The 24367-nt window shown below is 39.2% G+C and carries 24 protein-coding genes; 18 read left to right on the forward strand and 6 right to left on the reverse strand.

The features are described from left to right. Window positions 1-17 precede the first annotated feature (17 nt). The 3 genes from ACNHOZ_RS16560 (at window position 18) to ACNHOZ_RS16570 (ending at window position 2375) form a co-directional block, all read left to right on the forward strand. Window positions 18-1643: a DHA2 family efflux MFS transporter permease subunit gene (locus ACNHOZ_RS16560; protein ID WP_033578477.1), complete on the forward strand. Its 1626-nt coding sequence runs from the start codon at window positions 18-20 to the stop codon at window positions 1641-1643. Window positions 1644-1704: 61 nt separating this feature from the next. Beyond that, a complete protein-coding gene (locus ACNHOZ_RS16565; protein ID WP_221831773.1) occupies window positions 1705-2133 on the forward strand; it encodes a MarR family winged helix-turn-helix transcriptional regulator in 429 nt (142 codons plus the stop codon). Between the two features lie 44 nt (window positions 2134-2177). Continuing rightward, window positions 2178-2375 (forward strand): helix-turn-helix domain-containing protein, encoded by a 198-nt coding sequence (locus ACNHOZ_RS16570; protein ID WP_028413982.1) that lies wholly within the window; start codon window positions 2178-2180, stop codon window positions 2373-2375. 29 nt (window positions 2376-2404) lie between these two features. On the opposite strand, the gene ytzI is transcribed toward ACNHOZ_RS16570, so the two are convergent. Beyond that, window positions 2405-2539 carry a YtzI protein gene (gene ytzI / locus ACNHOZ_RS16575; RefSeq protein WP_221831771.1) on the reverse strand — a complete coding sequence of 45 codons (135 nt, stop codon included), beginning with the start codon at window positions 2537-2539 and terminating at the stop codon, window positions 2405-2407. A 128-nt stretch (window positions 2540-2667) separates the two neighbouring features. Between ytzI and ACNHOZ_RS16580 the strand changes: the two genes are divergently transcribed. Continuing rightward, the gene (locus ACNHOZ_RS16580; protein ID WP_221813801.1) at window positions 2668-2829 is read left to right on the forward strand and encodes a YfhD family protein; all 162 of its coding nucleotides are present in this window, start codon (window positions 2668-2670) and stop codon (window positions 2827-2829) included. A gap of 38 nt (window positions 2830-2867) precedes the next feature. Here ACNHOZ_RS16580 and ACNHOZ_RS16585 read toward each other — a convergent pair whose 3' ends face one another. From ACNHOZ_RS16585 to ACNHOZ_RS16600, 4 genes are all read right to left on the reverse strand, one after another. Next, window positions 2868-3875 (reverse strand): FecCD family ABC transporter permease, encoded by a 1008-nt coding sequence (locus ACNHOZ_RS16585; protein WP_028413981.1) that lies wholly within the window; start codon window positions 3873-3875, stop codon window positions 2868-2870. Continuing rightward, window positions 3872-4882 (reverse strand): FecCD family ABC transporter permease, encoded by a 1011-nt coding sequence (locus ACNHOZ_RS16590; protein WP_221831769.1) that lies wholly within the window; start codon window positions 4880-4882, stop codon window positions 3872-3874. Before ACNHOZ_RS16590 ends, ACNHOZ_RS16585 begins: the two co-directional genes overlap by 4 nt. Before the next feature lie 81 nt (window positions 4883-4963). Beyond that, window positions 4964-5884, reverse strand: coding sequence for an iron-hydroxamate ABC transporter substrate-binding protein (locus tag ACNHOZ_RS16595; protein WP_221831767.1), 921 nt, complete (start codon window positions 5882-5884; stop codon window positions 4964-4966). Continuing rightward, entirely contained in the window at window positions 5885-6679 is a 795-nt protein-coding gene (locus tag ACNHOZ_RS16600) for an ABC transporter ATP-binding protein (RefSeq protein ID WP_048018528.1), read from the reverse strand. Window positions 6680-6867: 188 nt separating this feature from the next. Here ACNHOZ_RS16600 and ACNHOZ_RS16605 point away from each other — a divergent pair, with 188 nt between their 5' ends. The 6 genes from ACNHOZ_RS16605 (at window position 6868) to ACNHOZ_RS16630 (ending at window position 12575) form a co-directional block, all read left to right on the forward strand. Continuing rightward, a complete protein-coding gene (locus ACNHOZ_RS16605) occupies window positions 6868-7917 on the forward strand; it encodes an NAD(P)/FAD-dependent oxidoreductase (RefSeq protein WP_048018529.1) in 1050 nt (349 codons plus the stop codon). A gap of 154 nt (window positions 7918-8071) precedes the next feature. Beyond that, window positions 8072-9259 (forward strand): methionine gamma-lyase, encoded by a 1188-nt coding sequence (gene megL, locus ACNHOZ_RS16610; protein ID WP_255900166.1) that lies wholly within the window; start codon window positions 8072-8074, stop codon window positions 9257-9259. A 199-nt stretch (window positions 9260-9458) separates the two neighbouring features. Then, window positions 9459-10703, forward strand: a complete 1245-nt coding sequence (locus ACNHOZ_RS16615; RefSeq protein ID WP_255900169.1) for a Bcr/CflA family efflux MFS transporter — start codon at window positions 9459-9461, stop codon at window positions 10701-10703. 118 nt (window positions 10704-10821) lie between these two features. Further along, window positions 10822-11664 carry an aldo/keto reductase gene (locus ACNHOZ_RS16620; RefSeq protein ID WP_048018532.1) on the forward strand — a complete coding sequence of 281 codons (843 nt, stop codon included), beginning with the start codon at window positions 10822-10824 and terminating at the stop codon, window positions 11662-11664. A 139-nt stretch (window positions 11665-11803) separates the two neighbouring features. Further along, complete coding sequence (locus ACNHOZ_RS16625) at window positions 11804-12289, forward strand: PaaI family thioesterase (RefSeq protein ID WP_048018533.1); 486 nt, start codon at window positions 11804-11806, stop codon at window positions 12287-12289. 37 nt (window positions 12290-12326) lie between these two features. Further along, window positions 12327-12575, forward strand: a complete 249-nt coding sequence (locus ACNHOZ_RS16630; protein ID WP_013082444.1) for a hypothetical protein — start codon at window positions 12327-12329, stop codon at window positions 12573-12575. Window positions 12576-12727: 152 nt separating this feature from the next. Here ACNHOZ_RS16630 and zwf read toward each other — a convergent pair whose 3' ends face one another. Then, window positions 12728-14242, reverse strand: coding sequence for a glucose-6-phosphate dehydrogenase (gene zwf, locus ACNHOZ_RS16635; protein WP_080968563.1), 1515 nt, complete (start codon window positions 14240-14242; stop codon window positions 12728-12730). A gap of 164 nt (window positions 14243-14406) precedes the next feature. On the opposite strand from zwf, the gene ACNHOZ_RS16640 reads away from it, so the two are divergent. The 8 genes from ACNHOZ_RS16640 (at window position 14407) to ACNHOZ_RS16675 (ending at window position 23912) form a co-directional block, all read left to right on the forward strand. Next, window positions 14407-14772, forward strand: a complete 366-nt coding sequence (locus tag ACNHOZ_RS16640; RefSeq protein WP_014460848.1) for a winged helix-turn-helix transcriptional regulator — start codon at window positions 14407-14409, stop codon at window positions 14770-14772. A gap of 203 nt (window positions 14773-14975) precedes the next feature. Further along, complete coding sequence (hxlA, locus tag ACNHOZ_RS16645) at window positions 14976-15617, forward strand: 3-hexulose-6-phosphate synthase (RefSeq protein WP_048018534.1); 642 nt, start codon at window positions 14976-14978, stop codon at window positions 15615-15617. Between the two features lie 362 nt (window positions 15618-15979). Then, a complete protein-coding gene (locus ACNHOZ_RS16650) occupies window positions 15980-18403 on the forward strand; it encodes a GcvT family protein (RefSeq protein ID WP_230683544.1) in 2424 nt (807 codons plus the stop codon). 30 nt (window positions 18404-18433) lie between these two features. Then, entirely contained in the window at window positions 18434-19594 is a 1161-nt protein-coding gene (gene solA, locus ACNHOZ_RS16655; protein WP_048018536.1) for an N-methyl-L-tryptophan oxidase, read from the forward strand. 66 nt (window positions 19595-19660) lie between these two features. Then, the gene (locus tag ACNHOZ_RS16660; RefSeq protein WP_047930880.1) at window positions 19661-20809 is read left to right on the forward strand and encodes an aromatic ring-hydroxylating oxygenase subunit alpha; all 1149 of its coding nucleotides are present in this window, start codon (window positions 19661-19663) and stop codon (window positions 20807-20809) included. An 80-nt stretch (window positions 20810-20889) separates the two neighbouring features. Then, a complete protein-coding gene (locus tag ACNHOZ_RS16665) occupies window positions 20890-22143 on the forward strand; it encodes a quaternary amine ABC transporter ATP-binding protein (protein WP_048018537.1) in 1254 nt (417 codons plus the stop codon). 2 nt (window positions 22144-22145) lie between these two features. Continuing rightward, window positions 22146-23009 (forward strand): ABC transporter permease, encoded by an 864-nt coding sequence (locus ACNHOZ_RS16670; RefSeq protein ID WP_028413966.1) that lies wholly within the window; start codon window positions 22146-22148, stop codon window positions 23007-23009. 21 nt (window positions 23010-23030) lie between these two features. Then, a complete protein-coding gene (locus ACNHOZ_RS16675; RefSeq protein ID WP_255900178.1) occupies window positions 23031-23912 on the forward strand; it encodes a glycine betaine ABC transporter substrate-binding protein in 882 nt (293 codons plus the stop codon). Window positions 23913-24367: the final 455 nt, after the last annotated feature.

Raw genomic sequence — 24367 nt, forward strand, 5'->3', positions numbered from 1 at the left:
TCAAGAAGGGAGGAAATATGATGACAGCCAGTATAGAAAACACAAGTGATGGATCCATCAAAAAGCATATTCCGCTATTGATTGTTTTAATGCTTGGTTTGTTTCTTGCAATATTAAATCAAACGTTGCTAAACGTAGCCATCCCGCATTTAATTACTGAGTTTGGCGTAACCGCAAATACAGCTCAGTGGTTGTTAACTGGATATATGCTTGTGAACGGGGCGTTAATTCCGCTTTCAGCTTTTTTAATTGAACGATTTGGTGTGCGTCGCTTGTTCTTATTTGCAATGGTTTGTTTTACAGTAGGGTCATTGATTTGCGGAATTGCACCTACATTTTCGATTATGCTTACCGGCCGTTTAATTCAAGCTATTGGCGGAGGTGTCTTATCGCCTCTTGTTATGACCATTATTGTGTTTATTTTCCCTCCTCACATGCGAGGAAAAGGGATGGGTATTTTTGGATTAGCCATGATGTTCGCACCGGCTATTGGTCCAACATTATCTGGATGGGTTATTCAAAACTATGATTGGCACATCCTTTTTAACGGCATGGTGCCATTAGGTGCGATTGTATTAATTATTGCTTTCTTTCAATTAAAAGACATTCAGCCTCCAAAGGATGTAAAAGTTCACATGCCTTCGGTTGTGACATCACTTGCAGGTATGGGATTATTGCTTTACGGATTTAGTGAAGCTGGAAATGACGGCTGGACGGATTCAGTTGTTCTTTCTACAATCATTGGCGGGGCAGTTCTTTTAATTATATTTGTTCTTCAACAAATTAAATCTGAAAAGCCGCTATTGGATATGCGCGTGTTTAAATATAATATTTTTTCACTATCAAATATTATTAGTATTGCGATTACAATCAGTATGTACGCAGGTATGTTCTTGCTTCCAATTTACTTGCAAAATATCCGCGGATATTCTGCTTTTGATTCAGGACTGCTGTTGCTTCCTGGCGCACTTGTTATGCTGGTCATGTCGCCGATTTCAGGTACATTGTTTGATAAAGTGGGACCTCGTCCGCTAGCAATCGTTGGTATGTTTATTACATCTATTTCAACGTTTGAATTTACGAAGCTGACGATGGATACACCGTTTAATCATATTTTAGCGATTTATATTATCCGATCGTTTGGTATGTCACTTTTAATGATGCCAATTATGACAGCCGGTTTGAATCAGCTTCCGCAGAGACTAAGCAGTCACGGAACGTCAATGTCTAATACGCTTCGTCAAGTAAGTGGTTCAATTGGTATTAGTTTAATGACGACCATTTTTACAAACCGTACAACATATCATGTAAATGAAATCAGCAGTTCCATGAATACGTCTGATCCATTCTTTATGAATAGCTTTCATTTATTTGTACAAAAAGTAGCTGCTACTTTGCATTTATCACAAGATCAAGCTCAGCAGCAAGCGCTGACGATTTTATCTGGAAAAATGACGCAGCAAGGTACGATTCAAGGTATTAACGATGCTTTTTATTGGGCAACAGCGATTTCTGTTATCGGTTTAATTTTAAGTTTCTTCCTTCGTGACGTACGTAAAGATAAAGTAGTCGAAGAAAAGAAATCAAAAGCTCAAGAGGAAGATATTCGTATGCTTCCAGCTCCAAAAAGTATAAATTCATAAAGTGCTATAGAATCAAAAGTTCATCATAAAACATGTTGGAGAGAAAGGGGCGGTGAGGTGGATGGATCCATTGATATTTGGTGAAGAAATTCAAAGAATTTCAATATCTTTAAACAAAAAAGTAATGACAAATGTAAAAAGCCTTTTACAGTATTACAGAATTACCCCTTTTCAATATCATATTTTACTGATTGTTGAATGTGCACGTACAATGCCTGTGACCAAAGTGGCAGACGAAATGAAGGCGAGCCCAAGCGTTATCACAGCATCAATTACACGTTTGTATGAACTGAATCTTGTGGAGCGCTACCATTCAAAAGAAGATCGGCGTAAAGTTATGGTTGAGCTTACAAACAAGGGAAAACAAGTGATTCAAGCGGCTGAGAAAGACATGCAGCAAAGGATTGAAAAACTGTTTGCATGCTATAAAGAAGAAGAGCAGCAGCAATTTCTTACGCTCTGTCGGCAGCTAGATGAACATGTGACTTGAAGAGGAATAAAAAAAGTATATTGAGTTATGCGGAGTGAGTGTAAATGGATAAAGAGATGGTAAAAAACATTCGAAAAAACTACAATATGAATCAGCGAAACTTCGCTCAAGCAGTGAACTGCAGTTTTTCTTTAATCGCCCTGGTTGAAGTTGGGAAGAGAAGAGTAACAAAAAACTTAGAAGACAAAATTAAGCAAGCATTTCAATTGAACGATCATGATTTAAAATCACTGCAGGGCTAACAAAAAAAGTAGGTGTGAAACGAGCGCACCTACTTTTTTTCGTGTTGTTTTTTTGTAAGCGGATCTACGGTATGTTTATAATCATAAGCTTTTGAGGTGGTAACTACGCACAGCAGTAAAATAACAAATACAATGATAATAGAGAGCATAATAATGATGATCATATAAAACGTCCTTTCTTTTTCTTATTACGTATGCTTTCGGTCTTATTGGTAAAATTCCTTCTTTCTCCACATAGTGCAGAAACGACAAACGCATACTAATAACAGTCTAGAATAAAGGAGTGTTCATTATGAATGAAAAAGAGTTGAAGAAACAATTAAAAAAGGTAGCAGATTATCCTGCATCTAAAGCAGATGGAGTGGACGAAGAGTTTTCGCGTGAATTAGCAGACCAAGACGATTTAGAAGCACAGGTTAGAGCGAACGCTGCAGATGAAAGACAAAAAAAATAATAACTAGACGCGCTTTCTGAAAAAAGCGCGTCTGCATATTATTTTTTCAAAAGCAAATAAACAAAATAAGGAGCACCTATTACGGCGGCAATAATTCCTGCCGGTATACCGTTAGGATTTGCAATGTTATGTCCTATCGTATCAGCAATCAGCAAAAGCCAGCCGCCAAGTAGAATAGCAACGGGAATAAAAAGCTGACTTCTCGGTCCTACTAAGCCTTTAGCAATATGAGGAGCAAGAAGTCCAATAAAAGCCACGCCGCCCGTCACTGAAACCGCGGCTGCCGCTAATGCCACCGCGGCTAAAAGCAATGTTACACGTTCTTTCTCCAGAGAAATTCCGACTCCAATAGCTGCAGCTTCATTTAAATTAAAAATGTTTAATGAGTTTGCTTTGTACAATATAAAAGGAATCAAGACAAGAAGCCAAGGTAGAAGAGCCCATATAAAAGGCCAGTCTGTCCCCCAGATGCTGCCTGCAATCCATTTAGCAATAAAATCAACTTTAACCCGATCAGCTGATGACATAATCACCACCATCATTCCAGAAAGAGCCATTGAAAAACCTACGCCTGTTAAAATCAACTTTACAGGCTGCAGTCCTTGGCTTTTACTATATGCACAAAGATAGATAAGACCAGCTGTCAACAAGGCGCCGATAAAGCCTACCAGCGGAAGGGCATAAACGAAAGAGCCCGCTTCAATTGGGGAAAATAAAAAGAACACAGCAATTGCGGCTCCTGCTCCTGAATTAATTCCTATAATCCCAGGTTCCGCTAAATCATTGCGCGTAACACCTTGTAAGATAGCTCCTGATAAAGCTAGAGCCATTCCTGCTAGAAGCGTAATGATAATCCGCGGAAGTCGAATTGAAAAAAGGACGAACTCATCTGTAAAATTCCCTTTGCCAAAAAGAGTAGGAAACACTTTATTGTAAGGAAGGGGTGCATCACCGAGTCCCATTCCTATCACAACCGTTCCAAGAATCAAAACAGTGAGCAGCATCATAATTATTCGTTGTTTTCTAATAAGCGCTGGGTGAATCATGAGAATGCTTTTCCTCCTTTACGAACAATCACTAAAAAGAAAGGTAAACCAATCATCGATACAACTGCTGCTATCGGTGTTTCATAAGGAGCACTGACCGTTCGAGCCAATGTATCAGCGAGCAGCATAAACGCTGCGCCAGTGATAGCGGACATAGGGATAATAAAACGATAGTCAGTTCCTACAATTCCTCGTACAATATGAGGAATCATCAAGCCGATAAACACCATGTTTCCCACTAGTGCAACAGAAGCGCCGGCAAGAAGAATCATGACGACAAATAAAATGGTTTTGACTTTTGTCGTTTGCTGGCCCAATCCTACAGCCACTTCTTCATTTAAGCTCAGAATAGTAAGCTGCCGAGAAAGCAAAAGGGCAATGAATATACCTCCGAGAATAAAAGGAACAATGATTTGAAGCTGTTCCCAAGAAGTGCCTACAATTCCGCCAGCAGTCCACATGGATACATCTTTTGAAATCTTAAAATAAATACCGAAGCCTTCTCCAATGGCATATAGAAATGCTGAAACGGCAGCCCCCGCTAGTACAATTCGAAGCGGAGAAAATCCTCCTCTTTTTATAGCAGCAATTCCAAACACCAGGATTGCGCCAACCCCGGCTCCTATAAAGCAAGCAATCGTAATACCCAAATAATTTATAGAAGGGATCAAGGCAATTGTTACAGCTAAAGCCGCATTTGCGCCAGACGTTAACCCTAAAAGTCCTGGATCTGCAAGTGGGTTTCTTGTCATACCTTGCATAATAGCCCCTGATACTGATAAAGCAGCGCCAACAAAAACAGCGGCGATTTCACGAGGTAAACGAATATCTCTGATGATCGAAATCTGTTCGTTTACACTGCTTGATGAAAGTGCTAGCCATACATCTTTTATCGATATGTCAGCAGCCCCAAAAACCATTGAAGAAACAAACATTGTGATGAATACGAACAGCATACCTATTAATTTATATAAAAAGGGAATGAAACGCTGATTGTCTTTTTTCATAAAACACCCATCTTTTCATGTAAGAATAAATTTAGTAACACAAAGCAAGAGGAATCCTAAAAAGAATTCCTCTTGAATGAATTACTTGCCAAGAAATTTTTGAGTAAAGAAATCTAGTTGATAATCTAGTGTGATTGGATCATTAAAATAAAATTCTTTTGCATTTGCTTCAAATACGTGATTGTTCTTTACAGCAGGAATATTTTTGTACGTATCTGTTTTCTCAAATGATGTATCTCCATCTTGGTTTTTGCTAAAGATTAAATAATCTCCGGCATATTCAGGAAGAACTTCCGGTGAAATTGCATAGTACCCATCTTTCAAAGCCATTTTTTTTACCTTCTGCGGCATTTTTAATTTCATTTCTTGATAAAGAATCTCCGTTCCGCGTCCCCAGTTATTCCCAAACACATAAAGCTGTTTGTCAAAGTTCTCAATAACTGAAACCGTGGCATCTTCGCCAATTTTAGCTTTGATGTCAGAACCAGCTTTTGCCGCACGCTTTTTAAAGTCGTCTACCCATGATTGTGCTTCTTCTTCTTTATTTAATAGCTTTCCAATTTCTACATGCTGAGTAAGGTAATCTACTTTATCGTATGTATACGTGACAGTAGGGGCAATTTTTTTCAATTTATCAATGTTTTTTGTAGTAGATAAGCCAATAATTAAGTCAGGCTTTAATTCAATGATCTTTTCTAAATTTTCCTCTGATACTTCTTCGACGCCTTTTAATTTCTTTTCAAAGCGGGGATTCATTTTAGACCATGAGTCCACTCCGACAATGTTAACACCTAAAGAAAGTACGTTACCTGCATAGGAACCTAACACAACAACACGTTTCGGATTAGCCGGAACTTTTACAGGGCCGTCTTCAGATTGATATGTGATCGTCTTGGATTCGCTGTTTTTTCTAGAATCATTTTTACTTTCAGTTGAACCGTTGCTGCAGGCACTAATAAGTAGTACGAATATAAGCATGAATGGAAGCAGTAATTTTTTCATTTAGTTATCTCCTCTTAATAAGTTATACGTGATACACATTGGTTTATTTGTTCTCGGATCCCGCCCAATTTCAGCGTCGATATGAAACACTTTTTTTAGAACGTCCTGCGTAATGACTTCTTCACATTTTCCGGCTTTGACAATTTCTCCATCTTTTAAAGCGATAATATAATCCGCAAAGCGAGCGGCTTGATTTAGATCATGAAGCACCATTACAACTGTACGTTCCTGCTCTTTGTTTAGTTTTTGCAGGAGTTCAAGTACTTCTAACTGATGAGCCATATCCAAGTAGGTAGTAGGCTCATCGAGGAATATAATATCGGTTTCTTGAGCTAAAGCCATCGCAATCCACACTCGCTGGCGCTGACCCCCTGAAAGAGAGTCAACGGGACGAAACTTGTAATCTTTTGTTCCGGTTACTTCAAGCGCCCAGTCAATCGTTTGATAATCTTCTTTCGATAGACGCCCAAAACCTTTTTGATAGGGAAATCGCCCATAAGATACAAGTTCTCCAACAGTTAGGCCGCTGGCACTTTCTGGTGTCTGAGGGAGAATCGCCATTTTTTTAGCGAGTGATTTTGTATGTTCTGTTGAAATGTTTTCGCCATCTAAAATGACGGAGCCAGATTGATGGGAAATAATGCGGGTGATGGCTTTTAAAAGCGTTGATTTGCCGCATCCGTTTGAACCAATAATCGTGGTAATCTTTTTGTCTGGAATGTTAACGCTTAAATTCTTAACTATTAGACGTTCACCATAACTAATATGTAATTTCTCTGTATATAGGCGAACCATATTTGCCCCTCCGTTTACGTTTAATACAACGATACTTGATAATGATTATCAATGTCGTTTACTTTACATACTATAATTCGAACGTTTCCGGATGTCAATAGTTATTTTTATTGTCAAAACGTTGAAGAAGATGTATATTTAAATGAGAATGATAATCAATAACGATTGATTACGAGGAGTGAACGTGCATGATACACAATGAACTTTTTGATGTGACAATTATAGGCGGGGGACCGGCTGGCCTTTATTCTGCCTTTTATAGCGGCCTAAGGGAAATGAAAACAAAGCTGATTGAATATCAGCCAAAACTAGGCGGAAAACTTCACGTTTATCCTGAAAAAATGATTTGGGATGTCGGAGGCCAAACGCCTATTACTGGTGCGAAGCTTATTGAACAGCTTGTGGAACAAGGACTGACGTTTGATCCGACTGTTGTTTTAAATGAGAAAGTTGACTCCATTTCCCGCTTAGAAGATGGTATTTTCCAGCTGAAGAGTTCTTCAGGGAAACATCATTACTCTAAAACGATTATCCTTGCTGTGGGAGGAGGTATTTTAAGTCCGCAAAAGCTCAAAATCGAAGGGGCAGAACGATTTGAAGTAACAAACTTAAACTATACGGTTAAATCTCTGCAGCATTTTAAAAATAAAACGGTGATTGTTTCCGGAGGAGGTAATTCAGCCATTGATTGGGCAAATGAGCTAGAGCCCGTTGCTGAAAAGGTATATATTACATATCGAAACAGTGAACTAACTGGTCATGAAGCGCAGGTGAGACAATTAATAAACAGTTCAGCTCACTGTCTGCTTAACACATCTATTACAAAATTAGTGGCTGATGCGACGCATGAATTTATTGAAACAGTTGAGCTGACTAATCATCAAACCGGTGAGATTTCTTATTTGCCGGTTGAAGAAGTTATCATTAATCACGGTTATGAAAGAGATACAGAGCTGTTAAAAAACAGTAAACTACATATCAAAACCATTGATGACTATTACATCGCAGGTAATGCAGCAAGCGAAACGTCTGTAGAAGGCGTATATGCAGCGGGAGATATTCTCATGCACGAAGGGAAAGTCCATTTAATTACGGGTGCTTTTCAAGATGCTGCTAATGCCGTAAACAAAGCAAAACAATTCGTTCAGCCTTCTGCGGCTAAGACAGCTATGGTTTCTTCTCACAATGAAGTATTCAAAAAGCGTAATTCAACACTAATTAAACAAATGATGAAGTAAAGCGAGATGCAGGGTGCATGTCGCTTCTTTCTCTACGGTAGAATTATCTAAGTGAGGAGGAAGGGAACGAAAAAAGAAAAGAGAAATATAATAAAAGAAAACGCTTACATTTTTAAAGATGACACAGCGCTTGTTTGCATAAGGGGGAAGCCGTATGAACGAAAAAGAGAAATATCAGTTTGAAACAAAAGCCATTCACGCAGGGTATGAATCAAAACATCATTTTGATAGTTTAGCTCCGCCTATTTATCAAACGTCTACATTTACATTTTCATCTCTAGAACAAGGTGCAAACCGGTTTAGCGGAGCAGAAGATGGTTATGTATATTCCCGGTTATCTAATCCAACGATCACCATTTTAGAAGAGCGTATGGCACAGCTTGAAGAAGGAGAAGCCGCTTTGGCATTTGGATCGGGAATGGCTGCAGTATCGGCTGTATTGATTGGACTTACAAAAGCAGGCGATCATATTTTGTGTTCAAAAGGAGTGTATGGATGCACGTTTGGTTTACTGGAAATGCTTGAGGAAAAATATCAAATCCGTCATTCTTTTTCCAACTTGGAAACTGAGGAAGAAATTCTTGCTGCTATCAAAGAAGATACAGCATGTATTTATATTGAAACACCGATTAACCCCACTATGACTTTAGTAGATTTAGAGTTAGTTACTTGTATCGCCAAACAAAAAGGAATTCCAGTGGTAGTAGACAATACCTTTTCAACTCCTTATTTGCAGCAGCCGCTGAAGCTTGGATGCGACTTAGTCATTCATAGCGCAACAAAATTTATTGGTGGACACGGAGATGTTGTCGCGGGAATTGTAGTAGGGAACGAAGAGGTTATTTCCGTACTGCGCAAAACGACGCAAAAAGATATCGGAGGCATTCTTTCACCGTTTGATGCTTGGCTGTTACTCCGAGGCTTAAAAACGCTGGCCGTTCGAATGGATCGTCACTGTGAAAATGCTGAACATATCGCAAAACAATTAAGTCTCCATCCCAAGGTGAAAGCCGTTTATTATCCAGGTGATAAAAAGAGCACTGCTTATTCCCTCATGCAAAAGCAAATGAAAAAAGGAGGGGGGCTTCTCTCCTTTGAAGTGAAAGGAGGTTATGAAGAAACCGTAAAAGTGGTGAATCAGCTTAAGCTCATTTCCATCGCGGTGAGTCTTGGCGATGCTGAAACACTTATTCAGCATCCTGCCTCGATGACGCATGCAGTTGTGCCGGAAGAAGCTCGAAAAGAAATGGGCATCTCAAATGAACTTCTTCGTTTATCAGTTGGGCTGGAAGCTTGGGAAGATATTATGAGAGATTTACAGCAGGCATTAGATAGTATATAAAAAACAGCGCTTGGAGGAATTTCAAGCGCTGTTTTTTATGTTAACCGTATGTAGTTGTAGTTACTCATACCTTCTTCTTTTCCAGTGGAACTTTATCTGCATCTCTAGACAAATGTCCTAGACAGAAGAGATGCCTTTCAATAGACTAAAGGTTATCTGTGAAAATACAATATTTAGGTAAGGAAGGTGCTCTGCTATTATGCTTCATAATCCAACTGGAAAAAAACGTCTAGGATTGGCGTTTCTTCTCAGCACGCTTGCGATATTAGGTCCGCTTAATATCGATATGTATTTGCCAAGTTTTCCTGCTATTGCTGATCATTTAGATGCGCGAGCTTCACTTGTACAGCTTAGCTTAACATCGTGTTTACTAGGACTTGCCGTTGGTCAAATCGTGATTGGTCCAATCAGTGATGCAAAGGGACGAAAAGGACCTTTACTCATCTCCATCTCTTTATTTATGTTATCGTCATTGCTCTGTGCACTGGCTCCTACTATCACGGCTTTAGTTATTGCACGCTTTTTGCAGGGGTTTACGGCTTCGGCAGGAGTTGTTCTTTCTCGCGCCATTGTCAGAGACGTTTTTAGCGGAAGAGAACTTACGAAGTTTTTTGCTCTGTTAATGGTTATCAATGCCTTTGCACCAATGATAGCACCAATGGCCGGAGGTGCTATTTTACTTCTTCCTTTTGCAAGCTGGCATACTATTTTCTTGTTTTTAAGTTTAATAGGTCTTTTAATTGTTTTAACAATCTCAATGCGTTTAAAAGAAACTTTGCCCATTGAAAATAGAACACCAAGTTCAATTGGTCATTCTGTTCGCACAATGGGCAGTTTATTACAAGACCGTTCTTTTATTGGGTATGCCCTAATTATCGGACTGGTCCATGGAGGAAGCTTTGCTTATGTATCAGGCACTCCATTTGTCTATCAAGGGATATACCATGTTTCTCCGCAAGTTTTTAGCATTTTGTTTGGTATTAACGGCTTGGCTATTGTGACTGGAAGCTTTATTATTGGGCGCTTTAGCGGAATTATCCATGAAAGAAGCCTGCTTCGCATTGCCGTGATTACGGCTGTAAGTGCTACTAGCGTACTTCTTATCATGACTATGCTTAAAGGACCGCTTGCTACGCTTGTAATTCCGATTTTTATTTACATGATCTCTATAGGAATGACGATTACAGGATCGGTGACATTAGCCATGAAAAATCAAGGACATAGAGCGGGAAGTGCGAGTGCCGTATTAGGGATGCTTCCACTAACTTTAGGATCAATTGTTTCTCCTTTAGTGGGGATTAACGAAACAACAGCGATTCCGATGGCTGCTATCTTATTTAGTACGGCGCTTTTAGGTTTTGTAGCTTTCTTTACGTTAACTAAAAACAAGAAAGAAGCAGAAAAGTGCGAAGTTAACGAGTTTAAAACGGAGGTTTCTCCGTAATCGCTTTTTGGATTGTTTTAAAAGCATCACTCCTTTGTGAAAAGGAGTGATGCAAATTTATTCAAGTATTGGATAATATATGCTAACCTTAGGGCATGATCGAAAGGAGTGGATAATAATGAGTAAAGTAATTCCTGAAATAACCCTTAATGACGGGGTAACCTTGCCTGCTATAGGTTTTGGTACATACAAGCTTAACGGAAATGAAGGAGTCAACGCTATAACGAGTGCGATTGATGTAGGGTATCGTTTAATTGATACGGCTTATAATTACGAAAATGAAGGCACTGTGGGGCAAGCTCTCCGAAAAACACCGGTTTCTAGACAAGAACTATTTGTTACCTCTAAACTCCCAGGGCGATACCATACGTATGACAAAGCAATTCCTACCATTCAAGAATCTTTATATCGGGCGAATTTAGACTATTACGATTTGTATCTTATTCATTGGCCTAATCCTAAACAAGATCATTATGTAGAAGCTTGGCAAGCACTGATTGATGCGAAGCGCTGGGGCTTGATTCGTTCAATTGGTGTTTGTAATTTTCTTCCCGAGCATATTGAGCGCTTGGAAAAAGAGACCGGCATTTTACCAAGCATCAATCAAATAGAACTGCATCCTTTTTTTAATCAACATCAATATCGGAATTGGTATCAAGAGAAAAACATTCAAATTGAATCTTGGAGTCCACTAGGACGAGCGAGTGCTGTTTTAGAAAATGAAACAATTAAACAAATTGCCGACCGTCATAATAAAACAGTTTCACAAGTGATTTTGCGATGGCATTATCAGCTAGGCGCCATTTCAATCCCAAAATCGTCATCTCGCAAGCGGCAGCTTGAAAACATATCGATTTTTTCATTTTCTTTAGATGAAACGGAGATGAATATGCTTTCAGAATTGAACCGCGAAGATGGAAGACTTAATAATCAAGACCCCGCTGCCTATGAAGAATTTTAACGATAAGGCCTCACTTATTTTTTAAGTGAGGCTTTTATTCTATGATTTTTCATTATTTAAGAGTGAAAATAGTCCGTTTAGTTCTAACGATTGTAAGAGAAAATGTGTTAAAATATTCCGAAAAAAGGAGTGGTGAACCATGGAAAAAGTAGTAAAAGCGATTCAAGACGAATATCCGGATGATTTTGCATGGTGTTACGGCTGCGGCCGATTAAATCAAGACGGCTATCATTTTCGGACAGGATGGCTAGGAGAAAAAACAATTACCCTTTATACACCTAAGCCTGAACATACAGCTATACCAGGATTTGTATATGGCGGACTTCTTGCATCACTGATTGATTGTCATGGAACAGGCTCTGCTTCTCTTGCTCTATACCGTAAAAATGGCTGCGAAATAGGAGATTCAGCAGAGCCGCCGCGATTTGTTACCGGTTCTCTCCACGTGGATTTTAAAAAACCAACGCCCCAGGGTGAAGTACTAAAAGCAATAGGAACGGTTGAAGAAATTCACCCGAAGAAATGGAGAGTTAAAACAGAAGTATACGCGAGTGACATCATTGTTGCGACCGGAGAAGTTGTAGCAGTTGTTATGCCAAGTACGTTTAAACGAAAAGAAGACTAAAAATGTAAAAAAGTTACATGAAAAAGGAGGAAAAGGTATGGGTAAATGTAATTTAGACCACTCGGTAGAAGATGTACAGCAGAAGTTTAACTCGCAGTCACAATGGCTGCCAGAAGATATTCGCTCGTTATTTCATGAGTTTCTCGTACGAAATCCTTCGCAAACAACATTAAACGAGATGTTTCATTTGCTGAAGAAATATGATTTAGTTGATGAACAAGAAAGAAAAGAGCGAGATCGAAAAATCAAATGGCTGATATTAAATAAAGAAAATACGAACAACTAGAAGCAACTACATGCAGTAAACTTACGTTTACGACCACAATGAAAAAGTCCGAACGAGTTGGATTCTCCATCAAGAATCTCGCTTCATCGTTCGGATCTTTCTTCAAATAAAATGCTTTTACCCCAGCCTCTTTTTAACGAGATTAAAAGTAATCACCACCACTTAAACCCGTCGTCTTCTAACAAATGATTTGAAGCCGCTGGTCCCATCGTACCCGCAGGATAAAAATGAAGAGGAAAGCGTTCATCATTAAAAACTTCTAAAATAGGTTGCACCCATTTCCAAGATAATTCAACTTCTTCCCAATGAGCAAAAAATGTGGAGTCTCCCTGTAAAGCATCAACTAACAGCAGTTCATAAGCTTCGGGTACTTCTCTTTGATTTGTTGAGAAATTGATAAAAATAGGTTCGATTTTATTATCATTCAAAGGGTTTTTGCTGTTTAATTGCAGTGATATACCTTCATTTGGGCTGATTTCGACAACCAAAAGGTTGGGAATAATTTCTTCGTCTGTATAAACATCCTTTAAAGGATGTTTAAATTCAATGACGATACGCGTGCATTTTTTACTCATTCTTTTTCCTGTGCGAAGATAGAAAGGTACTCCTTTCCAAAGCTCATGATCAATCCATACCCGGACTGCTATAAATGTGTCATTGACGGAAGCAGCATTGATGCCGGGCTCTTCTTTATATCCTATAACGGAACGATTTTGGATTTTTCCCGCTTCGTATTGACCTCTTATGACGTTCGAATGGATAAACTCTTTTTGTAGAGGACGAAGGCTTTTCATAATTTTTATCTTTTGTTGGCGAGTCTTTGGGATGTTAAGTGTCTTTGGCAGCTGCATGGCAGTCATCATAAGCATTTGAAGCATATGGTTTTGGAACATATCCCTAATTGCACCGGCCTGATCATAGTAAAACGCTCTTTCTTCTACACCAACTGTTTCACTAGCTGTAATTTGGACATTTGCAACGTAGTGATGATTCCATAGTGCTTGTAAAATAGGGTTTGCAGATGCTAAAGCCTCCAAATTTTGGATCATTGGTTTTCCTAGATAGTGGTCGATACGATAAATCTCTTCTTCATTGAACGTTTCAGTAAGCTTTTGATTTAACACTTGAGCAGATTGTAAATCGTGTCCGAAAGGCTTTTCGATAATAAGACGTTTCCAGCCTTTTGTAGATCCTAATCCGCCGCTGTTTATATTTGAAGCAATGACGTCTACAAATTCAGGAGCCAATGATAAATAGAAAAGACGATTTTCAGGAATATTTAATTCTGCTTCGCCTTCTTGAATAGCATACAGCAACTGGTCATATCCACCACTATTGGTAACATCCATTTTATGATAGCGAACTGTCTTAAGAAATTCTTTTATCTTGGATTCACCTTGTCTAAAGCGCCTTGAAAAAGTCTTTACTGATTCTTCTACATATATTTGAAAGGCATCATCAGACCAGTTGCTTCTATCCGTACCAACAATAGAAAAGGAAGAAGGAAGCTTTTTATCTAAAAATAAATTATATAACGCAGGAAAAATTTTTCTTTTAGCTAAATCTCCTGTTGCTCCAAATAAGATAAAGGTCATGGAATCCACTTCTAACGCTTGTGGTGAATGAGACTTGAGACAATTATCACGTGAACGAGCTACACTGCCCAATTGATCTCCTCCTTTATTTTAACGGCCTATTACAGTGAATATAGTCTTTTACCACCTTTACAGATTACAGTATAGCAGGTACAATTTTCCTTTATAAGTAGACACTTTATTTTCATATAGTGTCTAAAACTATACTATTACGCATAAAAAGGGAGGAAAAAGGATTGAGCAGACTTTTTAGCAAAACGTTTAACTGTGAAAAGGAATTAACGTTAACGATTATTGGAGGCAAGTGGAAAATGCTGATTATGTGGCACCTAGGAAAAGAAGGGACGAAACGATTTGGGGAGTTAAAGTCCATGATGCCGGGAATTACTCAGCGAATGTTAGTAAGTCAGCTGCGAGAATTGGAAGAAGATCAAATCGTTCACCGAAAAGTCTATCCGGTTGTCCCTCCAAAAGTTGAATATTCCTTGACTGAACACGGGAGAAGCTTGATGCCCATCCTTGAGAGCATGGATGAGTGGGGAAAAAATTATATGGAAACCTTTATAGAACCTGAAATGAATAACTCCACACATATGGGATAAAATCTTTTCTTGAGAAGGTTACAAAAACGTCTTTATTATTCAGAATTTTCTAAAATAAACACAATTGATAAGATACACCGAAGCATCCATAGTATATTTTTAGTGACTATATGTTTTAAAAGTGCCTACTTTTTTTTTGAAAGTAACGGTTTTACAATGAATTCATGCTAGACAACCCCATTTAATGAAGGAGTGAAGTAAGTATGGAACTTCAATTAGCATTGGATCTTGTAAATATTTCAGAGGCAAAAGAAGTAGTGCAGGAGGTTCAAGAGTATATCGATATTGTAGAAATTGGAACTCCAGTTGTAATTAACGAAGGGCTAAAAGCAGTCAAAGAAATCAAGGAAGCCTTTCCGTCTTTAAAGATATTAGCTGATTTAAAAATTATGGATGCAGGTGCTTACGAAGTCATGAAAGCTTCTGAAGCGGGTGCTAGTATTATTACGATTCTTGGCGCTACTGATGATTCGACTATAAAAGGCGCTGTAGAAGAGGCCAAAAAACAAGGAACACAAATTCTTGTTGATATGATTAATGTAAAAAACCTTGAGCAACGTGCAAAAGAAGTCGATGCACTCGGTGTTGACTATATTTGTGTACACACAGGGTATGATCTTCAAGCTGAAGGAGAAACCCCGTTCGAGCAGCTTCAAACGATTAAACGAGTTGTGAAAAATGCAAAAACAGCGGTGGCAGGAGGTATTAAACTGAATACACTTCCTGAAGTCGTGCAGTCACAGCCGGATCTTGTGATTGTAGGCGGGGGGATTACAAGTGAAAAAGACAAAAGAAACGTTGCAGAAGAAATGAAAAAAGTAGTCAAACAAGCAACTTTGGTCTAAAAATAAGCAGAAGTATTTAAGCCTTCAAAATTAATTAATCAGTAAATGGTTTAAAAAGAAGATAGCTAAGTTATTTTAGCTATCTTCTTTCCGTCATTTTTGATATAACCATTCATTGATAAGTGTCATTTTGACAGATAGATAGTTTCTTTAAAATTCGTTATTAGAAAGAAAAAGACGGCAGTTTTTCTGATATTTTAAAGTTAAGAAAGCGTTATCCGAACATTAGCGGAAGAAAGTCTAAAAAAATCTATGTCACACTTTTTAACAAAATACTTTGAAAATTGTGAATCTTAAAAATATAATTAACTATCGACAATATTTAACATCTTCAAACCAAAAAAGGAGGGAGATATAAAGTGATGGAACATAAGAGGATAGTAGTGATAGGAGCTGGAATTGTCGGGTGCAGCATTGCCTACTATTTAAGTAAAATGGGGCAAAGAAACATAACAGTGATTGAGCAAGGCCCTTTGTTTGAAACGGGAGGATCTACTTCTCACGCTCCGGGGCTTGTATTTCAGCTTAGCTTTTCAAAAGTCCTGACAACACTAGCTTCTCAAACAGTCGAGATCTTTAAAGAGTTGAGTACAGATGAACAGCGCTCGTTTTATCCTGTCGGCAGTTTAGAAGTTGCCCGTACACCAGAGCGATTAGAAGACCTAAAGAGAAAGGCTGGTGTTGCCAGCTCATGGGGAATCGAAGCTCTTCTTCTTTCACCGCAGGAATGCGCGGAAAAAAATTCGCTGATTTGTCCTGATCGTATTTGCGGAGGTCTCTATGTTCCTTCAGACGGTATTGCCAAACCTTTGCATGCCGTTGATAAAATGACTAGTTTTTCTAAAGAGTGCGGAGTAGAATTTTACGGTCATACAGAAGTGACGAATATCGAAGTGACAAATGGTCAAGTAAAAGCAGTGTACACGAGCGCTGGAAAATTTGAAGCAGATGTAATCGTGTGCTGTGCCGGATTTTGGGGACCTCGCATCGGAGAAATGGTCGGTGTAACAATTCCTCTTCAGCCGATGGCTCATCAATATGTGTTTACAAATGATTTACTTGAATTAAACGGAGAAACGGAAGAAGCCGCGACTCCTCTTATTCGAGATCAAGATAATGCAATTTATTTTCGTCAGGTAGAGAAAGGGCTTGGGATTGGATCATATCAGCATGAGCCGTTTCCAATCGAACTCAGTGACATTACAAAATACGGAGAAACAAAAGAAATGCCTTCTGTTAAACCTTTTACACCAAAAGATTTTGAAAAACCGTGGGAAGATGCATTGGAACTAATTCCGGCATTAAAACAGCCAGGAATAAAAAAAGGAATGAACGGCATTTTTTCCTTCACACCTGATGGGATGCCGCTGCTTGGCGAATCACAAGCAGTAGGGGGATTTTGGGTAGCCGAAGCCATATGGGTAACGCACTCTGCAGGTGTTGCTAGGCAAATGGCTGAATGGCTGATGAATGGTGCACCGACTGTGGATTTGGAGCTATGCGATATTAATCGTTTCGATACGTATGCATGCAGCCCTGTTTATTACAAACAGCGGTCTATTGAAGAATATGAAGAGGTTTATAGCATTCATCATCCATTTATGCAGCGAAAAGTATCGCGAAACATGCGCGTAAGTCCATTTTATATGCGTCAGCAAGAACTAAAAGCGTATTTTAACGAAAAAGCAGGGTGGGAGCAGCCGCAGTGGTATGAAGCTAACTATCCGCTTATATCCACATATGAAAAGAAGATGGTTATAAGAAAGGGGTGGTCGGCTGAATATTGGTCACCGATTATCGAGGCTGAACAGTTGCATACTCGTCAGTACGCGGCGATTTACGATACAACGGCAGCAAAGAAAAGGTTGGAAATTAAAGGGGAAGGAGCTCTCCAGTTTTTACAGAAGCTAACGACAGGAAATATAGACATTGCAGTAGGGCAAAGCATACGTACGTGTATGTTGCATGAGCGAGGCGGCATAAAAGATCAAATAACGGTTATTCGCAAAAATATATCCACTTTCTTGATTGTTTGTACGGGAGCCGTAGAAGCAAGCTGGATTCAAAAACACGTGCCTCAAAACGGTCAAGTTGTTTTTCAAGATGTAACGTCAGGGACATGCAGTATAGCATTAATTGGTCCTAAAGCTACAGGAGTAATGAAGTCCGTGGTTCAACGCTCAGAACTTAGCAGCACTTGGATTGAAGGGCAAGCGAAAACCTTGTTTATTGAAAAGAGTTCAGTTCTTGCTCTGCGTGATTCCTACGGGGGAATGGAGAGCTGGGAGTTGATTACGACTTCTGATCAAGGTCTGAATTTATGGGATGTATTAATTGAGCAAGGACAGCCTTATCAGCTGATTGCCGCGGGAGACCGAGCTCTTGAAAATCTTCGAATTGAATCTTTTTCGTTAAAAAGCGGGAAAGACTTTTGGAGCGAGCATCATCCATATGAAGTTAACCTTCATGAAATGGTTGATTTAACAAAACCAGTTTTTATTGGAAAAGAGGCATTGCTTGATCGTCAGCGAAAAAATTCTGAAACAGTATTAGCGACGCTCATATTAGATGATCCTTCAGCGATAGTAATGGGATATGAACCGGTCTTTTATGGAGAAACAGCCCTCGGATTTGTGACAAGTGCCGGCTATTCATACAGCTTAGGAAAAGGAATTGTACACACTTTATTATCTCAAGCCGTACATGAAGAAATGGTTTTAGAAGTTGAATACTTTGGTCAGCGTTATCAAGCAACAATGATGACACACTCCCCAGCGGTAGTTTAATTGATCAATCGAAAGACAGGAGGAATGCAGATGTCAACACATTATGATGTCATTATTATCGGATTAGGAGCTATGGGGAGTACGGCTGCTTATCAGCTCGCCAAAAAAGGTCAGCGGGTATTGGGGTTAGAACAATACGGTCCCGCTCATGACCTAGGATCGAGTCACGGCGGTTCTAGAATCATTCGACAGTCGTATTTTGAAGACCCTGCTTACGTTCCATTATTGCTTCGCGCCTACGAATTATGGAATGAAATTGAAAGAGAAAGCGGTCAAGAAATTCTTACGGTTACCGGTGGACTTATGATGGGACCTCCTGATAGCTTGACGGTTTCTGGAAGCATCGAAAGCTCTAAACAGTGGAATCTTGCGTATGAGATTCTAGAAGCAAAGGATATTTACAAACGGTTTCCGGCGTTTACACCTTCACCTGCTACGGTTGCTCTATATGAAGAAAGAGCTGGATTCGTTAGGCCGGAAGCGAGCGTATATACTCACCTTCTTCAAGCAGAAAAGTACGGAGCTGAGCTTCATTTTTTTGAGGAAGTGGTGTCGTGGGAAGCTCATCCTTCTGGTGAAGGCGTGCGCGTTATAACAGCTAATGGAGTATATGAAGCTGGGAAAATCATTATTTCTGCAGGCGCTTGGGCACCTGATTTATTACGGGATTTGGGTGTTAGCTTACAAGTAGAGCGTCATGTGCAAATGTTTTTTGAACCAACACAAGGAATAGATGTTTTTTCAGTGGGAAAACAGCCGATTTATATTTGGGAAGCAGATGATTATGTACAGTTGTATGGTTTCCCTTCGTTTGGATTAAAGGCTGAAGGAGCAAAAGTGGCGTTTTTTCGAAAAGGAACAGCGTGCACTCCGGAAACGATTGATCGAAATATATATGAAGACGAAGTGAACATGATGCGGCACTATCTAGCTCAAGGTATTCCACAGCTTAACGGTCGATTTTTACAAGGGAAAACGTGCATGTATACCAATACACCAGATGAACATTTTGTCATTTCACTGCATCCTGAATATCCTCAAGTAGCGATTGCAGCTGGATTTTCTGGACATGGTTTTAAGTTTGCAAGCGTAGTAGGAGAGATTTTAGCAGATTTAGTGATAGAGGGAAAAACTAATCACCCAATTGATTTGTTTACTCCGCAGCGATTTGCGGCGAATAAAATAGTATAAATCGTCGTCAGCTCTTGCGAATGGTTCTATTTAAATGTTTCTAAAGAAGCGAAGGAGGAATAGTAGATGGTTATGGAACATGGTTTAGTGAATGATAATGGGAGACTTGAGCCCACGTTGAGAGGAGAGCTGTATACATCTTCGGACATTTTTAAGTTAGAAAAAGATCATATATTTTCTAAATCATGGAGTTTAGTTGCATTTGAATACGAAATAGCGGAACCAGGACAATATATTACGACGAGAGTTGAAGGCGAAAATATTTTAATTACTAGAGGAAAAGATCACGTGCTGCGTGGATTCTTGAACGTATGTCGGCATCGAGGAGCTAAGCTGTGCAGCCAAGCATCCGGTAAAGCAGGTGTTATTCGCTGTCCATATCATTCGTGGAGCTATAGCTTAGATGGTGATTTAGTGGGTGTTCCTAACACAAGCCGCTGTCGAGAAGAACTCGTGCATAATGAAAATTACGGACTAACATCCGTTCACATTAAAGTGTGGCACGGCATGGTTTGGGTTAATTTATCTGACAATCCTATATCTGTTGAATATCAGCTAGACGCACAAATTTTTGATCGTTTTGGAGAACTTTATACGTTTGCTAGATATGAAATTCAAAATTTAAAATCCGCTCATCGTGAAGAATATGAAGTCGAGGCAAACTGGAAGCTTATTGTAGAAAACTTTCAAGAGTGCTATCACTGTTCCTCTATTCATCCTGAACTTACGGCAACGCTGCCTGAATTTCGTTCGGGAGTCGGCACTCAAAGTTCCGTGGGAGGCGGAGCTAAGTTTGGGAATGAATTAGAAGCTTTTTCAATCAGCGGGAAAGGAAGCCGTCCTATGCTAAAAGGATTGCTTCCGGAAGATGACCGCACGTATTTTGGCATTACCGTTCTGCCGCTTGTATTTATCAACTTAACACCGGATCACGTTATTATTCATCGTATTATTCCAATTAGTGCGGAAAAGTCTAAAGTGATTTGTGAATGGTTATTCGACCCGGAAGAAATGGCTAAGCCTGATTTTGACCCAAAAGATGCCGTGGAATTATTTCATCGCGTTAATTTACAAGACTTTGAAGCGTGTGAGTGGTGTCAAGAAAATATGAGCTCAAAATCTTATAAAGAAGGAGGTATTTTAGTACCTATCGAACAGCACGTTTCTCAATTTTACAATTATGTATTGGAAGCAATCGGTATGAAGGTCGAATAGTAAGTAGAAGTGGTCTGACACGTTACCTTGAGGTGTCAGACCACCTCTAACAATCTACTTTAAAAAAAGGGGGAAATAAATTGAGTACAAGCTCTAACCTAACAGAACCCATTATCCGCGTTACCGATGTTTCAAAAGTATTTGGCCGTCAAAAAGAACAGGCTCTTAAGCTGAGAGAAGCTGGAGAAAGTAAATATGAAGTCGAACAAGCTACTAAGACAACCGTTGCTATTTACAATGCTCATTTCGAGGTGAAAAAGGGAGAAACCTTTGTGTTAATTGGATTATCAGGAAGCGGGAAATCTACTTTACTTCGATGCTTGAACGGGCTTGTAGAACCGACAGAAGGGACGGTATATCTAGAAAACACAGATATTTCTCATATGCCAAAAAGACAGCTTCAGGAAGTCCGGAGAAATAAAATTGGGATGGTCTTTCAAAATGTGGGCCTCCTTCCAAACCGCACCGTGATTGACAACATTACATTCGGTCTAGAGATACAAGGTGTATCAGCAAGCGAAAGGGAAAAGCGAGGGAAAGAGGCGCTTGAAATGGTGGGGTTAAATGGACAAGCTTATAAAAGAATTTATGAATTATCAGGAGGTATGCAGCAGCGGGTTGGATTAGCGAGAGCCCTTGCTTCTGAACAAGAGATTTTGCTGATGGATGAGCCTTTTTCGGCGTTAGATCCTCTTATTCGAAGAGATATGCAAAAGCTATTTCTTGATATTCAAGGAGAAGTACAAAAAACAGTTATCTTTGTAACGCATGATCTAGATGAAGCATTAACTTTAGGGCACCGGGCTGCCGTGATGAAAGACGGAGAGATTGTACAGCTTGGAACGGCTGAAGATATTTTAAGTCAACCCGCAACCGATTATGTAAAACTGCTTGTTCAAGACGTTAATTACGGAAAAATCCGCCTTGCTAAAGACGCTGTTATTCCGGTAGAAACGGCTGCCTATGAGTATGAATCACCACAAGTTATATTAAGAAGAATGAGAACCAATCATTTATCTGCGATTTTTGTTCTTGATAGTTCTGACCGCTTATTAGGTATGATGAGCATCTATACAGTGATGGAGCTTATTGAAGCTCATAAACATGATTTAAAAGGAAAAGCATTGACACAGCCGCATTGCGTCAATCCTGATATGTCTTTACAAGAAATGATTCCTCTATTTACAGACAGTCATTCGCCTGTAGTCATTGTTGATAATCATCATCGCCTACAAGGTATGATTTCCCCGAGCACTCTTATTGCAAATCTCACTGAACGTATTGCAGTGACCGAGCAGCAAGAAGTTAAATCATATCAAGTGGAGGTTCGATAAATATGATGGTGAATGCTGCGATGATTCCTCGTATTCCTTTAGATAAATGGGCAAATTCATTTGTTGATTACATGATTGATAGTTTTTCAGGTGTATTTACTGGAATCAACCAGATAATGACCAGTTTAATCAGCAGCCTTGAATGGGCATTGACAGCCTCTCCTCCGCTAGTAACTGTCCTTGTTTTTGTTCTATTAGCGCTATGGTTGACAGATTGGAAGATAGCTGCATTTACGTGTTTTGGGTTACTTCTTATTATTAGCTTGGATTTATGGGAAGCATCAATGCTGACCTTATCTCTCGTTTTAGCTTCTACGATTATCTCACTTTTATTTGGCGTTCCTTTAGGCATATTATCACACCGCTTTAACAAAGTGGGGGCAGTCATAAAGCCTATTCTTGATATTATGCAAACGATGCCTGCTTTTGTTTACTTAATTCCTTCCGTACTTTTATTTGGATTAGGGAATGTTACAGCTCTTATTGCTACGTTTATTTTCGCAATGCCGCCTGCCGTTCGTCTGACGCTGCTTGGGCTTCAGCAAGTTCCGCACACTACTTTAGAAGCAGCGGAAGCTTTTGGAGCGACAGAATGGCAAAAATTAATTAAAGTCCAGCTGCCGCTCGCTTTGCCTATGATTATGTCGGGTGTCAACCAAGTTATTATGCTGTCTCTTTCGATGGTTGTTATTTCTTCCATGGTCGGTGCGGGAGGCCTAGGTGCAGAGGTATTACGAAGCATCAGTATGCTGGATGTAGGCTTAGGGTTTATCGGTGGGATTGCGGTTGTTATTATTGCCGTTATCTTAGATCGTTTAACGCATCTTTCTACTCGAAAAAGCCAAGATATTCAATCAAGCAAATAAAATGGATAAAGGTGGGATTAGATGAAACATTCAAAAAAAATTTCTTTTATTATGCTAACAATCGTCGTCATGCTGCTTGTCTCTGCATGCGGAAATAGCAATACGGCAAGCGGCACGACGACTAAAAAAGAAATTACAATTGGGTACATACCATGGGACGAAGCCGTAGCCGTTACGTTTTTATGGAAGGAATTATTAGAGGAAAAAGGCTATAAAGTTAAAGCAGTTCAAAGTGACGTAGCCCCGCTTTTCTCAGGAGTTGCTCAAGGAAATATTGATTTATTTTTGGATGTATGGATGCCTACTACCCATAGTTCTTACATGAAAAGATTCGGAAAACAAGTAGACGTTCTCGGCACTTGGTACGATCAAGCAGACAGCGGATTAGCCGTTCCCGACTATGTAGACGCGCAGTCGATAGGTGATTTAAAAAATAAGAAAGGGGAGTTTAACGGAAAGATTATTAGCATTGAACCGGGATCTGGAATCAATGGTCTTACGAAAGACCATGCCATGCCCAGCTATGGGTTAACAGACTGGAATTTAGTAGAGAGCAGTACAGCTGCGATGCTATCGGAATTGGATAAAGCCATTGCTAATAAAGAACCCATTGTTGTTACGTTATGGCGCCCCCACTGGGCTTTTGAAAAGTATAATCTCAGATACTTAAAAGATCCCAAAAATACGATGAATCCAACTGGACCTGAAAAAATACAGTCGATTAGCAAAAAGGGATTTAAAGAAGATTATCCAGAAGCAGCAAAGTGGCTGAAAGATTTTTCTATTAGTGACGATCAACTAGCATCTTTAGAATCAGAAATTAACAGTGCAAAAGACGAAACAAAAGGTGTGAAAAACTGGATTTCTAAAAATAAAAAAGTGACGGAAAGCTGGGTAAAATAATAGATGGAAAAGAAAAGGCTGTCTCATAAGTGAAGCTATTGACTTAGAAACTGTTTTTTTGGGGGAGAACTTTTTATCTGCAGTTTTTCTAACGGATTAAGTTCGGTAAAATCTCAATAAATGAAAGTTTTTTAACCTGATATGTAAATTAAAAAAATATATTTAAATTAAAAAAAGTGGCATTGCTTTCTATTATCCAAGTACAATTTAAATAATGAATGCTTTACGTTTCGCATGTAAGTATTTATTTATACCTATGTTGTCATAATTTATGTGATTCCCCAAAGCATAAATTACTTTTCATTACCTTATTGTGTACAAAAATATTGTAAGATAGGCTCATGCTTTTAACAGCATGGGCCTATTTTTATAGACAGCTTGAAAATAGGTATTTGCAAACTGGAAAATTAATCTTTCCCTCTTGCACAATAAATATTCTTCTGTACAAAAATAGA

The sequence above is a fragment of the Priestia sp. D51 genome (genome assembly GCF_053345675.1).